12 protein-coding genes are annotated in these 13,903 nt (G+C 56.4%); 9 read left to right on the top strand and 3 right to left on the bottom strand.

The features are described 5' to 3' along the window. The first annotated feature begins 300 nt into the window (after window positions 1–300). Genes cysG through FHW17_RS02570 form a run of 5 tightly spaced genes read left to right on the top strand, consistent with a single transcriptional unit; the run spans window position 301 to window position 5,062 of the window. Window positions 301–1,755 (top strand): siroheme synthase CysG, encoded by a 1,455-nt coding sequence (cysG, locus tag FHW17_RS02590; protein WP_112522673.1) that lies wholly within the window; start codon window positions 301–303, stop codon window positions 1,753–1,755. Between the two features lie 18 nt (window positions 1,756–1,773). Further along, complete coding sequence (locus tag FHW17_RS02585; RefSeq protein WP_112523082.1) at window positions 1,774–2,088, top strand: DUF2849 domain-containing protein; 315 nt, start codon at window positions 1,774–1,776, stop codon at window positions 2,086–2,088. Between the two features lie 22 nt (window positions 2,089–2,110). Further along, on the top strand, window positions 2,111–3,781 hold the full coding sequence (locus tag FHW17_RS02580; RefSeq protein WP_113095245.1) for a nitrite/sulfite reductase: 1,671 nt from the start codon (window positions 2,111–2,113) through the stop codon (window positions 3,779–3,781). Continuing rightward, a complete protein-coding gene (locus tag FHW17_RS02575) occupies window positions 3,771–4,526 on the top strand; it encodes a phosphoadenylyl-sulfate reductase (RefSeq protein WP_182509156.1) in 756 nt (251 codons plus the stop codon). The genes FHW17_RS02580 and FHW17_RS02575 overlap by 11 nt, the downstream gene beginning before the upstream one ends. A gap of 5 nt (window positions 4,527–4,531) precedes the next feature. Then, window positions 4,532–5,062 carry a DUF934 domain-containing protein gene (locus tag FHW17_RS02570; RefSeq protein WP_113095534.1) on the top strand — a complete coding sequence of 177 codons (531 nt, stop codon included), beginning with the start codon at window positions 4,532–4,534 and terminating at the stop codon, window positions 5,060–5,062. A gap of 25 nt (window positions 5,063–5,087) precedes the next feature. Here the strand turns inward: FHW17_RS02570 and FHW17_RS02565 are convergent, their stop codons facing one another. Together FHW17_RS02565 and FHW17_RS02560 are read right to left on the bottom strand one after the other, a co-directional pair. Next, on the bottom strand, window positions 5,088–5,651 hold the full coding sequence (locus FHW17_RS02565) for a L,D-transpeptidase (RefSeq protein WP_182509155.1): 564 nt from the start codon (window positions 5,649–5,651) through the stop codon (window positions 5,088–5,090). Between the two features lie 153 nt (window positions 5,652–5,804). Then, the gene (locus tag FHW17_RS02560; RefSeq protein ID WP_182509154.1) at window positions 5,805–6,743 is read right to left on the bottom strand and encodes a nucleoside hydrolase; all 939 of its coding nucleotides are present in this window, start codon (window positions 6,741–6,743) and stop codon (window positions 5,805–5,807) included. 112 nt (window positions 6,744–6,855) lie between these two features. On the opposite strand from FHW17_RS02560, the gene FHW17_RS02555 reads away from it, so the two are divergent. Together FHW17_RS02555 and FHW17_RS02550 are read left to right on the top strand one after the other, a co-directional pair. Then, the gene (locus FHW17_RS02555; protein WP_112522668.1) at window positions 6,856–7,278 is read left to right on the top strand and encodes an Hsp20 family protein; all 423 of its coding nucleotides are present in this window, start codon (window positions 6,856–6,858) and stop codon (window positions 7,276–7,278) included. 155 nt (window positions 7,279–7,433) lie between these two features. Continuing rightward, window positions 7,434–7,691 carry a DUF1150 family protein gene (locus FHW17_RS02550; protein WP_091880169.1) on the top strand — a complete coding sequence of 86 codons (258 nt, stop codon included), beginning with the start codon at window positions 7,434–7,436 and terminating at the stop codon, window positions 7,689–7,691. A 255-nt stretch (window positions 7,692–7,946) separates the two neighbouring features. Here the strand turns inward: FHW17_RS02550 and pncB are convergent, their stop codons facing one another. Next, window positions 7,947–9,254 (bottom strand): nicotinate phosphoribosyltransferase, encoded by a 1,308-nt coding sequence (gene pncB, locus FHW17_RS02545; RefSeq protein WP_182509153.1) that lies wholly within the window; start codon window positions 9,252–9,254, stop codon window positions 7,947–7,949. 279 nt (window positions 9,255–9,533) lie between these two features. Here pncB and FHW17_RS02540 point away from each other — a divergent pair, with 279 nt between their 5' ends. Further along, window positions 9,534–10,694, top strand: coding sequence for an efflux RND transporter periplasmic adaptor subunit (locus FHW17_RS02540; protein WP_112522667.1), 1,161 nt, complete (start codon window positions 9,534–9,536; stop codon window positions 10,692–10,694). 8 nt (window positions 10,695–10,702) lie between these two features. Further along, the gene (locus FHW17_RS02535) at window positions 10,703–13,840 is read left to right on the top strand and encodes an efflux RND transporter permease subunit (protein WP_112522666.1); all 3,138 of its coding nucleotides are present in this window, start codon (window positions 10,703–10,705) and stop codon (window positions 13,838–13,840) included. Window positions 13,841–13,903: the final 63 nt, after the last annotated feature.

The raw sequence follows: 13,903 nt of genomic DNA, 5'->3' as shown, positions 1-13,903 counted from the left end.
TTTGGTAATCTCCGAAGCGGCGAGTAGAAAAAGCGCTTGCATTTCCCCACTAACACGATAAAAGTAGTCGTGTATTGGATCGGCGCGTTTTGATCCGAGATCGCCTATCGCAGCATGCCCCGTTTTGCAACTTTTGCAAAAGCCGGGCGTGCATTTTTCCGTGTGATGTAGAACGGAAATCCGCTTGTTCCCGGATTTTCAGAAATTCCATGCTCCGCTGTTCGATTCGGCGCACTTTCGTTCCTTATAAAGAGTGGTCGGATCAACGATAATCCCGGTAATCATTGGGATTATCTGCTCATGTCTGCTCATGCCAACCAGCTTTCTGTCTTTCCTGCCTTCTTCCGCGTGCGGAATGAAGTGGTTGTGGTTGTTGGCGATGGCGAGGAAGCGTTGAACAAGGCCCGGCTTCTGGTGCAGACCAATGCCGCGATCCGCATCATTGCTGCCAATCCTGAACGCGAACTTGCCGATTTCATCCGTTCCGGGCGTTATGATCACGTCGTGGAAAATTTTGCTCCCGAACATCTTACTGGAGCAAAACTGGTCTTTGTTGCCACTGGCGATGAAGCGCAGGACAGCGCCATTGCTGCTGAGGCGCGCCGTCAGCGTGTTCCCGTTAATGTGGTGGATCGTCCTGAGCTTTGCGATTTCTTCACCCCGGCCATCGTCAATCGCGCACCCATTGCCATTGCCATTGGTTCGGAAGGCACAGGCCCCGTCCTCACCCAGCTTATTCGTGCCCGGATTGATGCAGCTTTTTCGCCCCGTCTGGGTGATCTTGCCCGTCTTGCCAATGCCTATCGTCCTGCCGTCGAGAAGCTGGTGAAGAAGGGCTTGTCGCGCCGCGTGTTCTGGCGCTCATTCTTCTCCGGGGATGTTGCTGGAAAAGTCTACAACAATGATCTTGATGGCGCCCGTCAGGCGGCCGGATTGCTTCTCGACAATCAGGACGAGCCGAAAGGTTATGTCTGGCTGGTCGGTGCAGGGCCCGGCGCTGAGGATTTGCTTACACTGCGCGCCCACCGTGTTCTCATGGAAGCCGATGTCATCGTCTATGACGCGCTGGTGCCCGAGGCTGTTGTCTCCATGGGTCGCCGCGATGCTGTGAGGCTTTCGGTTGGCAAGCGCAAGGGTTGCCATACAAAGAGCCAGAGTGAGATCAATGAACTCCTCGTTTCGCTTGGCCGCGATGGCAAGCGTGTTGTCCGGCTGAAATCCGGTGATCCACTGGTTTATGGCCGTGCGGGTGAGGAAATGGCAGCGCTGCGTTCCGCTGGTATTCCGTTCGAAATCGTTCCCGGCATCACATCGGCCTTTGCCGCCGCTGCCGATATGCAATTGCCTCTGACCCTGCGTGGTGTCGCATCCTCCCTTGTGTTCACCACGGGTCATGACATGGCTGGTGAAGTGTTGCCCGATTGGGCGCGCCTTGCCATTTCGGGTGCGACCATTGCCGTCTATATGGGCCGTAGTGTTGCTGCATCGGTTGCTGAACGGCTGATGAGCGCTGGCCTGCATGCCGACACCGGTGTGGCTGTTATTGAAAATGCCGGTCGTGCGGATCGCCGCATGTTCCACGGTACGCTGCATGATTTGCCGGCGCTGGAACAGCGCCCTGATCTTGATGGCCCTGTCATGGTGGTCATCGGTGATGCGGTCGCCGGTGCCGCAATCGACAAGGCTGAACCGCTTGTTGTTCAGATACCAGCCTCTTCGGTGGCCAAACGCCACCTTCAAACCAATGCGGCTTAACCGCGAAGGATGATGATCATGAGTGTAAAAGTTCTCACTGCAAACCGTCTGACCGATGGCGAAGCCGTTTGGCTTGGCGCCAATGGCGAATGGCTCGATCATATCGATGGTGCCCTCGTGGCACGTCACGCGGAAGCGGCGGCAGCACTTGAAGAAGCTGGAAAGGCGGCGATCAAGTCCAACCTTGTCATCGACGTCAATGTTATCGATGTGGAAGAGCGCGGCGAACATCTTTATCCGGTGCGGCTGCGCGAGCGCATTCGTCAGCTCGGTCCCACCGTCCGTCTTGATCTTGGCAAACAGGCTGATAAGCCTGCGGCTAACGCCGCTTAACCTGTAATCGAAGGCCCGCAGAATGTATCGTTACGATGAGTTTGATCACGCGTTTGTTTCAGCCCGCGTTGAACAGTTCAAGGATCAGGTAGAGCGCCGTCTTGCTGGCGAACTGACCGAGGACCAGTTCCGTCCGCTGCGGCTGATGAACGGCGTCTATCTGCAATTGCATGCCTATATGCTGCGCGTTGCTATTCCCTATGGCACATTGTCGGCGCGCCAGATGCGCAAGCTTGCCCATATCGCCCGCACCTATGATCGCGGCTATGGCCATTTTACCACGCGCCAGAACCTCCAGTATAATTGGCCTGCGCTCAAAGACATGCCCAAGGTGCTGGATGAGCTTGCGGAAGTTGAAATGCACGCCTTGCAGACCTCAGGTAATTGCATTCGCAACGTCACGGCCGATCATTTTGCTGGCGCCGCTGCCGACGAGGTAGCCGACCCGCGCCCCTATGCGGAAATTCTGCGCCAGTGGTCATCAATGCATCCGGAGTTTTCGTATCTGCCGCGCAAGTTCAAGATCGCCGTTACCGGGGCCGAGCGCGACCGCGCGGCCATTCAGGTGCATGATATTGGTCTGCATCTGAAGCGCAACGAAGCGGGCGAGATTGGCTTTGCTGTCTATGTCGGCGGCGGTCAGGGCCGCACACCGATGGTTGCCAAGAAGATTCGCGACTTCCTGCCCGTCGAAGACCTGCTGACCTACACCACCGCAATCATGCGCGTGTACAATCTCAATGGCCGCCGCGACAACAAGTACAAGGCGCGCATCAAGATCCTCGTGCATGAAACCGGCACGGAAGAGCTGACCCGTCAGGTTGAGACCGAATGGCTGGCGCTCAAAAACAGTGACCTGAAGCTGCCGCAGACGGATGTCGATGCCATCGACAGCTATTTCCGTCCGCCGCATCTGCCGCAGCGTCCGGAAGGCTGGTCCGCACTGGCTGCCGCCCGCAAGGCAGATCATGCTTTCGCGGCGTGGGTTGACCAGAACGTAACGCCGCACAAGAACCCTGACTATGGTGTCGTAACCATTTCCCTGAAGCCGATTGGTGGCATTCCGGGCGATGCCACCGATGCCCAGATGGATCTGGTGGCCGATATTGCCGAACAGTTCTCGCAGGATGAAATCCGGGTCAGCCATGAGCAGAACCTTATCCTGCCGCATGTGGCAATTGCCGATCTGCGTATTGTCTATGATCTGCTTTTGACCGATGGGCTTGCCACCGCCAATGCAGGGCTGATCACCGATATTATCTCTTGCCCCGGTCTGGATTACTGCGCTCTGGCGACAGCCCGGTCGATCCCTGTTGCCCAGCGCATATCTGAACGTTTTGCCGATCCGTCACGTCAGGCGGATATTGGTGAACTCAAGCTGAAAATTTCCGGCTGCATCAATGCTTGCGGACATCATCACGTCGGCCATATCGGCATTCTCGGCGTCGAGAAGAAGGGCGAGGAACTCTACCAGATTTCGCTCGGCGGCTCGGGCGATGAAGTCTGCACCATCGGTGATATTACCGGTCGCGGTTTTTCCTCCGAAGAGATCGTCGATGCGATCGAGACAATCGTTGATCGCTATCTCGAAGTGCGGACGGACAAGGAGGAAACTTTCCTTGCTGCCTACCGGCGTCTGGGCGCTGCTCCCTTCAAGGAAGCGCTTTATAGTGAGGCTGCAAATGCTGCATGAAGCCAATGAGATCACCGTAGCGGACGAAGCGCTTGCGCTTGAAGGCCGCTATGGCAATCTCGAACCCTCAGCTGTTATCGAACTTTCTATCAAGCAGCTCTTCAATGACGAGATTGCGGTGGTTTCTTCATTTGGTGCCGAATCCTCGGTGCTGTTGCATATGATTGCGCAGGTGAACCCTGCCTTGCCCGTACTTTTCCTCGAAACCGGCAAGCATTTTCCGGCCACCCTACGCTACCGGGATCAATTGGTGCATGATCTTGGTCTGACCGACGTGCAGGACATTCACCCGTTGAAGCAGAGCCTGAAGGATGAAGACCCCTTCGGTGCGCTGTCCATGACCAACAAGGATCGCTGCTGCTATATCCGCAAGGTCGAACCGATGGCTCGTGCCGTCGCGCCTTATCGCGCCTGGATGACCGGCCGCAAGCAGTTTCAGGCCTCGACGCGCACCGCTTTGCCGGTATTCGAATCTGTTGGTGCGCGTGTGCGTATCAATCCGCTGGCGCGCTGGACTTCGGCTGATCTGAAGGCCTATATGGCTGTTAACCACTTGCCGCCGCATCCGCTTATCGCAGAAGGCTACCGGTCTATTGGCTGCATGCCCTGCACCTCCCCGGTAAAAGAAGGCGAGGATGATCGTGCTGGCCGCTGGGCAGGCTCTGATAAAACCGAGTGCGGTATCCATCTGACTGGCCTGACCGACCAGTTGAGCAATATTTCCCTGACGGATTCGAATCTATGACCGACATTTCCGAAAAGCCCGAGAGCCAGCTATGGGGCCGCGAAGGATTTCGCGAAGACCCCTACATCACGGCAGAAACATTGGAAGAGGCTGGAGACGCACCGGCGGTGATCCTTCCATTGGCCGTCTGGCTTGGCCTTGACGAAGGCGTGCGCAACGCAACCAATCGGCGTATCGGAGTTTCCGTTGCACCGGGGGAGAGCATCGACCCACTTTTGCCACTGCTCGGCTCTATCCCGGTCATTGCGCTGCAATTTCCCGCCTTCAACGACGGCCGTTCCTATTCGAAGGCCGAAGTGCTGAAGGACCGTCATCAGTTTCAGGGTGAGTTGCGTGCAGTTGGCGATGTGCTGATCGATCAGGTTGCCTATATGCTGCGCACCGGGTTTGATACGTTGAAAGTCACCCATGCGGTCACGCTGACACGGCTTGCGGATCACAATCTGCACGATACGCCGGTTTATTATCAGCCTGGCCGTGGCTCACACACCAAGGCAGGCACCTATAGCTGGCGCCGGGTGCCCGACACGCAATAGTGAGGCGCATGCGCTGTCCGATTGATCAGAGCACGACGACGGGTGTCCCCAAGGGAACCCGTTCGTAAAGATCCATTACATGCTCGTTGATCATGCGGATACAGCCGTTCGAAACGGCTTTACCAATTGACGAAGGCTCCGTTGTGCCATGGATACGGTAATAGGTGTCGCGGCCGTTGCGATAAAGATAGAGCGCACGAGCCCCAAGCGGATTGCTTCCACCACCAGCCACGCCATCAGCATAACGGGCATATTTTTCTGGCTGGCGTTTGATCATATTGTCAGTCGGCTGCCAGCGCGGCCATTTGGCTTTTCGTCCGACTTCCGCCGTTCCTGAAAACGCGCGCCCGGCGCGGCCAACGCCGATGCCGTAACGTAATGCTGAATATTCGTCTTCAATCAGATAGAGAAAGCGGTTGCGCGGGTCGATCACGACTGTCCCGATCTCTTCATATCCCGGGTAGTCGACGATCTGCGGCATATATTCAGGATTGAGAACAAAGGGCCGCTTCCCGGATTGCGCCAATGCAAGCTGTGGCGCGGTAAGGGCCGCCGCAAATCCGTAAAAGAACGTTCGCCGTGTCAGCATGTCGATCCCATACGCTTGAGCCCATCATCTCGGGCCTTCTGTCATGGGGTGATTATGCGCCTGAATTGCTGAACGAAGGTTTACGCCGACTCAACTTTTTGTGATGAAACAAGAGGATAGGTCCGGCTACACGCGCCGCCGGACCTATTGGGCTCAGGGGAGACGGGCGATGCGTTCAACCAGCAGATCGAAGAAACCGTCATCATTCACATCTCGTATGTAAAAGGCGTTTTTCGGTCTGTCGGTCACGCCCCACCAATCGGCGACGGTCATGCCGAGCGTGAGTTCCGAAGCGATTTCAACGCTGACGTTGCAATGCCTTCCCTTGTAAAGCTCTGGCTTCAGGAGATAGGCAATCACGTTCGGGTCGTGTAGTGGGCCGCCATCGCTGCCATATTTTTCTTCATCGAAACGTTCAAAGAACTCCAGCAGCGCAACGCAGGCCGTGCCTGATTGGGTGCCCATGGCCCGAAACCGGTCAATACGCTTGGCCGTGGTCAATGCCTTGTGCGTCACGTCAAGCGGCAACATGACAACTGGTACACCTGACGCAAGCACCACCTGCGCGGCCTGCGGGTCCACATAGATGTTGAATTCGGCCGTCGGAGTGATGTTGCCGCCCTCGAAGAAGCCGCCGCCCATCAGCACGATCTCGCGAATCCGCGGGGCAATCTCGGGCGCACGGATCAGCGCCTGCGCTATATTGGTGAGAGGACCGAGCGGGCACAGGGTCACGCTGCCGCTTTCTTCCTTGAGCAAAGTTTCGATGATGAAATCAACCGCATGCTGCTGTTGCAGAGGCATGGTCGGTTCGGGCAGGTCAGGGCCGTCAAGGCCAGTCTTTCCATGCACGTTCTCGGCAGTAACCAGTGCCCGCATCAACGGTCTGTCTGCTCCGGCAAAAACCTTTACATCGGGGCGTCCGGCCAGTTCGCAGATTTTACGGGCATTGGTTTGCGTGAGTTTCAGCGGCACATTACCCGCAACTGCCGTAATTCCAAGAACATCAAGTTCCGGGCTTGCCAGCGCCAGAAGGATTGCCAGCGCATCATCCTGGCCCGGATCGGTATCGATTATTATTTTCCGCGTCATCTCTTGCTTTCATTCTCTTGAAGTCTGCATCCGGATCAACCATATCAAAGGACAGAAGGGAAATGCCATCTCCGGGTTTCTCTTTTAGGTCGCTTTTCTGAGGACTGCACAGATGACACGAATGACACCGTTTTCAAGCCCTTTGCTGCTTGGTTTCGACACGATGGAAAAGACGCTGGAGCGTATCGCCAAATCCGGTGACGGCTACCCGCCTTACAATATCGAACGCATCCAGGCCGATAATGGCCGGGAACAGCTTCGGATCACGCTTGCGGTCGCTGGCTTTTCCAATGACGATCTTGAAGTGACCACTGAAGATAACCAGTTGGTCATTCGCGGCAGGCAGGCCGATGAAAGCGAACGGGAATATTTGCATCGTGGCATCGCAGCGCGCCAGTTCCAGCGCATATTCGTTCTTGCCGATGGAATGCGCGTCAGCGCGGCCACTTTGAAGAATGGGCTTCTGTCGATCGATCTCGACCGTCCAGAACCCGAACGATTGGTCAAACGCATCAACATTGCGGTACAGGACTAGCGCATAACGCCAAAAATCACTTCGATTTTTGGAAAGGATTATGCGCCACTAAGGGGCCGCTGCGTCCTTTATGCGTCCAAGTGGACGCATGGCGCAGCGGTGTAGCTCTAGCGGGACAGGGCCTTTGGAAGGACTGTCCGAATATGGAGGCTGATATGCAAAACACTGTTTCGAAGAATTTCCTGAGTGAACTGGAATTTTCGCGTCTTGGCGCCGGACAGGTCGCCTATATGCGCAAAGTGAAGACCGACGATCTCGCCACCAGTTTCCCCGCTTTGCCGCCGATGACACCGGGTGTTGAACTCTGGGCGCTCTTTGCTGCCAATGGCGATCCGATTGTGCTTTCCGATGAACGTGACAATATTCTTGTTGGCGCACAGGAGCACGAGCTGCGGACGGTTATGTTGCAGTAGACAACCGGGTGATTGACTGAATTTTGGAACCCCGCTGGCTTGCCAGCGGGTTTTCCTTTTAATGGCTGAATAGGATTGCATTGGCATGGTTCGTGGTTCGACAAGCTCACCATGAGGCCCTTCGACAGGCTCAGGATGAGGGGAACGCAATTCAGCAACGTTGGAGATTATCGTTGCATCCTCACTCTCCCTCATGGTGAGCTTGTCGAACCACGAACCACGAACCACGAACCACCGTAATACAAGCGTCACTGCTTAAACCTTCACCGCCTGTTCCACCCGGTCCACCGCCCCGAACAATTCCAGATAGCGCTTGATCTCGGCCTTGTCGCCGGTTGCTTTTTTCGGATTGTCGGAAAGCTTGACCGCCGGGCGGCCATTGGCCTCGCTGACCTTGCAGACCAATGAGATCGCGTTGAGCTGATCGTTGAAACGCGGGGCGCAATCCTCAAAATCATTGGTCAAATTGGTGCCCCAACCAAAACTCATGCGCACTTTGCCCTTGAAGTGGTGATAGGTTTCTTCGATCGTCTCCACATCGAGCCCATCGGAAAACACCAGAAGCTTGCCGCGTGGGTCTTTACCCCTTGAGCGCCACCACGAGAGTATTTTCTCGCCGCCCTCAATGGGTGGAGCGCTGTCGGGGCGAAACCCTGTCCAATCTGCGACCCAGTCGGGTGCATCGCGCAAAAAGGCTGCTGTTCCAAACGCGTCAGGCAGCACGATCAGCAGATTGCCGCCATAATAGCGGTTCCAGTCCTGCAGCACCTTATAGGGCGATTTCAGCAATTCCTCTTCCGTGCGGCTGAGGGCAGCCAGAACCATCGGCAGTTCATGCGCATTGGTGCCAAGTGCTTCCAGATCGTTGTCCATGGCCAAAAGCACGTTGCTGGTGCCGGTAAAAGCATCGCCGATACCCTCTTTCAGCGCTTCGACGCACCAGCGCTGCCACAGGAAAGAATGGCGCCGCCGCGTGCCGAAATCGGAAATCCGGATGTCGGGCAGGGAGCGCAGGCGCTCCACCTTGGTCCACATCTTGGCCTTGGCACGGGCATAGAGCACATCAAGCTCGAAACGCCCCATTTTCTTCATCGCCGCCCGTGAGCGCAGCTCATTGATGATGGTCAGCGCCGGAATTTCCCACATGGTCGTGTACATCCAAGGACCGTGGAAATTCAGTTCATACTGACCGTCGCGCTTGGTCAGCTCATATTCCGGCAGTTGGAAATTTGTCAGCCATTCAAGGAAATCAGGCTCAAAGATCTGTTTCTTGCCGTAGAACGTATTACCGCCAAGCCAGATCATCTCCTTTTTGGAGAAACGGATCGTGCGCGCATGGTCCAGCTGCTCGCGCAGCTCTTCCTCGTCAATCTCATCTCCCAGCCGGACACGGGTGGTCCGGTTGATCAGGGTAAACGTCGCATCCACTTTCGGATAAACGCCCCAGATCATCTGTAACATCAGCAGTTTGTAGAAATCCGTATCCAGCAGGCTGCGGACAATGGGATCGAGTTTCCATGTGTGGTTGAACACGCGCCGTGCAATGTCGGTCTTGGTCGCCATTGAATGCTCTCCTTCCGGAATTTCCGCCCGCCATGTTGCACGGCAGAAACCGGTCATCAAGCAGAACCGGTCATATCCGGCTAAATTCCGCAGCCAGATGATATGCGGTCCTTGCATTAAATCTTTGTAACCTCACACTTTTGTCATTAACGGCGACATCAAAGCGCTTTATTCTCCGTTGTAATCAGCCTTTCGCGCCGGGATGCGCTTTGGGATATAATCATAAACATGGTGGTGCTGGCTCTGCCTCATGCGGAACCGGTCTTTTTGGAGTGATGTATGAAAGTCTGGAAACAGCTTGTACTGGTTGTTGTGGTCCTCGCCATTGCTGGCGGTGGGTGGCTATACTTTTTTCCAGGTGCATCCAATCTCTTCAAAAAAGCGGGCGTTGACAAGGTTCTGACCACAGACAAGCCCGCCACGTCAGCTGGACAAGGCCGGAGCGGACAGGCGGCGCCGATTGTGGTTGTGCGTGCTGCTGAAGAAGCCAAGATCAATGACAAGCTGTCTGCCATTGGCACCGGCAAGGCAAAAAGTTCGGTTTCCGTCACACCATTTGCCGCTGGCCGCATGAACGAAATTCTTGTCACGTCCGGGACCAAGGTCGAGGCAGGTGATGTGATTGCCCGCCTCGATGCAGAGGCCGAGGCCATTGCCGCCGACAAGGCACGCACCATGTTGAAGGACGCGCAGACAAAGCTGAAGCGCGCTGAAAATCTCAGCACCACCAACACGGTCTCCGCTGTGCAGGTGTCCGATGCTGGTCTGGCCGTCGATAATGCCGGTCTTGATGTGCGTGAGGCGGAACTTGCGCTGGACCGGCGTGCCATCAAGGCACCAATCAGCGGTATTGTCGGTATTCTGCCTGTGAGCGCCGGCAACTACATCACGACAACAACGCAGATCGCCACGATTGCCGATCGCAGCGATGTGCTTGTTGATTTCTGGGTGCCTGAACGTTTCGCCCCTGCGGTCAAGGTTGGGGCTGCCGTTACGGCTACCTCCGTTGCCCGTCCGGGTGAGACTTTCAACGGAACCATCAGTTCCATCGACAATCGCGTTGATCCTGACAGCCGTACCCTGCAGGTACAGGCCAAGATCACCAATCCGAATGATGCGCTGCGCGAAGGCATGGCCTTTCAGGTGACTATGGGCTTTGCCGGTGAAACCTATCCGACGGTCGATCCGCTGGCGATCCAGTGGGGCACGGATGGTGCCTATGTCTGGAAGATCGTCGATAACAAGGCGCAGCGCGTTTCCGTGCGCATCATGCAGCGCAATACAGCCTATGTTCTTGTGAACGCCGAGATCAAGCCTGGCGACCTTATCGTCGCTGAAGGCGTGCAATCCGTTCGTCAGGGCGGGACTGTCCAGATCAAGGGGCAGCCTGCCAATCAGACAGACGCTCGGCCTCTTGCTTCTGTCGGCGAACAGGGCTGAGGTGTGGCGTGAGCAATTCGCACGGACAATCCGACTCCAATTTCACTGCTCTTTTTATCCGTCGTCCGGTACTGGCGCTGGTCCTGAACGTATTGATCGTGGTGGCCGGGCTTGCCGCCTTCTACGGTGTTGATATACGCGAACTGCCGGATGTGGATCGCCCTGTTGTAACGGTAACGACGACCTTTGAGGCAGCGGCTGCCGAAACCGTTGACCGTGAACTGACAGCGGCCATTGAGAGCGCCGTGTCGCGTGTATCAGGCGTTAAATCCATTTCCTCAAGCTCATCCTTCGGCACCAGCCGTGTAACGGTAGAGTTCAATGATGGTGTTGATCTCAACGTGGCCGCAGCTGATATGCGCGATGCCATCAGCCGCATCACCAACACGTTGCCTGAGCAGGCGGACCCGCCGCAGATCGTCAAGGCCGATGCCAATGCGGATGCGGTGATGCGGCTTGCGGTAACATCGGACACTATGGCGGTCGAGGACATGACGGTGCTGGTCGAAGACCAGATCGAAGATGTGCTTGCATCGGTTCCCGGCGTTGCCGATGTGCAGGTCAATGGCAATCGCAGCAAGATTTTCCGGATTGATATTGATCAGGGCAAGCTCGCAAGTCTCGGTCTGACCGTCGCCAATGTGCGCACTGCGCTCGACACCATGGCTTTCGATACACCAGCCGGCCAGATCAACAGCAATGCGCAGAGCATTGTTGTCCGCGCCACGGCCCCGATCGTCACGCCTGAGGATTTCGAAAACATCATCATCAAGGACCGCACCAAGATCAGGGATATCGCGACGGTGACGCTTGGCCCTGACATTGGCACATCGACATTGCGCGCTAATGGCAAGACGGGCATTGGTCTTGGCATTATCCGGCAGGCACAGTCCAATACACTCGATATATCCAAGGGCATTCGCGAAGCCGTTGCCCAGTTGCATAAAACTCTGCCACAGGGCGTCGATATCCGCGTGACCAGTGATGATGCGGAGTTCATCAACGGCGCCGTGCATGAAGTGGAAATCGCGCTTGGCGCTTCTGTCTTCATCATCATCCTGATCATTTACCTGTTCCTGTGGGACATCCGCGCAACGCTGATCCCCGCCGTCTCTATGCCGGTGGCGCTGATCGGAACCATCTCGGCCGTGTATCTGGCGGGCTTCTCCATCAACATTCTGACATTGCTCGCATTGGTATTGGCGACCGGTCTCGTGGTCGATGACGCTATTGTCGTGCTTGAAAATATTGTCCGGCGCCGCAATCAGGGCATGGGGCCGCGGGCGGCGGCAGTGCTTGGAACACAGGAAGTGTTTTTCGCCGTTATCGCAACGACCGTGACGCTTGCCGCAGTGTTTGTGCCGCTCTCCTTTCTGCCGGGCCAAACCGGCGGCCTCTTCCGTGAGTTTGGTTTCGTGCTGGCGATCTGCGTGCTGCTCTCTGCCGTTGTCGCCCTCACGCTCTGCCCGATGCTGGCATCGCGCCTGCTCTCGGCAAGTGAAGCGAAACATGAGGATATCAATCATTCTCCGGGCCTTGTCAGGCGTGTTGGCGGGTTTTTCCTCGAAGCCTACAGGCGCATTCTGCATGGCTGTCTGGCCGCTCCATGGCTTGTCGTTCTGGCATCGCTTTTGTTTGCCGGAGCGGCTTTTGGTGCGTTTTCGCTGCTCAAACAGGAACTGACGCCGACCGAAGACCGCGCCTCCGCCTTCCTGCGTATCACTGCACCGCAGGGTGTCAGCCTCGAATATCTGAACGATCAGATGCGCCAGATCGAGACCTTGATCCAGCCGATGCGCGATTCCGGCGAAATCCAGAACACCTTTTCCATCGCCGGACAGAACGGCAATACCAATCGCGGCTTCATGGTGCTCAGTCTTGCCACATGGAAGGAGCGTCACCGCAGCCAGCAGGAAATTCTGACCGATGTGTCCAAGCGCGTGCGCAATATTCCGGGTATTCAGGTCTTTGCCGCTCAACCCAATTCGCTCGGTATTCGCGGTGCGGGCAACGGCTTGCAGTTTGCCATCGTCGGTACAAACTATGCTGACCTCGGTTCGACCGCAGCCAAGATTGTCTCGGCACTGGAAAAGGACCGGCGTTTCGACCGGCCGCGCCTGACCAATGAACCAACGCAGCCGCAGCTTTCCGTTTCCATTGATCGCGAACGGGCTTCCGATCTTGGGATTGATATCACCGGGCTCGCCGAGGCCCTGCAATCGGTGCTGGATGGCTACAAGATCGGCTCTGTCTATATCGAGGATCGCAGTTTCGACGTGAAGCTGGTTTCCACCACCAACCCGATCAATGATCCGACCGACCTCGAAAATGTATTCATGCGTACCAGCGATGGGCGTTTCGTGCCGATGTCGACCATCGCCAAGCTGACGGAAGTCGCTGTGCCGCCCGCGCTGACGCGTGAGCAGCAGATGCGCTCCGTTGCCATCACGGCAGCCCTCAGCCCGGAGTTCGCTTTGGGGGATGCCTATAAGGTCGTTCAGGAAGTGGCCGCGCCCATGCTGCCGCCGGGTTATCGCATTATTCCTCTCGCCGAGGCTGCGACATTGGGTGAAAACTCCGCCAGCATGTTCGTCACCTTCGGTTTTGCTATCCTGATCATCCTGCTCGTGCTGGCCGCCCAGTTCGAAAGTTTCATCAGTGCCGTTATCGTCATGGCCACGGTTCCTCTCGGTCTCGCCTGTGCAGTCTTTGCCATGATCCTCACCGGCACCAGCATGAACGTTTATAGCCAGATCGGGCTGGTGCTGCTTGTCGGTATTATGGCCAAAAACGGTATTCTGATTGTGGAATTCGCCAATCATCTGCGTGATCAGGGGCGGAATGTGCGCCAGGCCATTGAGGAAGCAGCCAATATCCGTCTGCGCCCCGTTGTCATGACCATGCTCTGCGCCATTCTTGGCGGTGTTCCACTGGTTCTTGCCAGCGGCGCCGGGGCTGAGGCGCGTATTGCCCTTGGCTGGGTTATTGTCGGTGGTCTGGGTCTTGCCACGGCCTCAACGCTGTTCCTGACGCCGGTTGCCTATCTGCTGCTTGCCGGTTTCTCCAAACCCAAGGCGGAAGAGGAAGCAAGGCTCGAGCGCGAATTGCTGGAAGTGGTGTCGCAGCCGCCCTTGCCAGCCGAATAGAACGGTTTGTCCAGATAGGAAAAAGGCGGGGATTGCTCCCCGCCTTTTTCGTTTCTCCCCTTC

Origin of the sequence: Phyllobacterium sp. P30BS-XVII (assembly GCF_014138335.1) — a bacterium.
GTDB classification, from domain to species: domain Bacteria; phylum Pseudomonadota; class Alphaproteobacteria; order Rhizobiales; family Rhizobiaceae; genus Phyllobacterium; species Phyllobacterium meliloti.
Note: the sequence above shows the minus strand (reverse complement) of the source record. Positions and strands in the feature narration are given on the sequence as shown.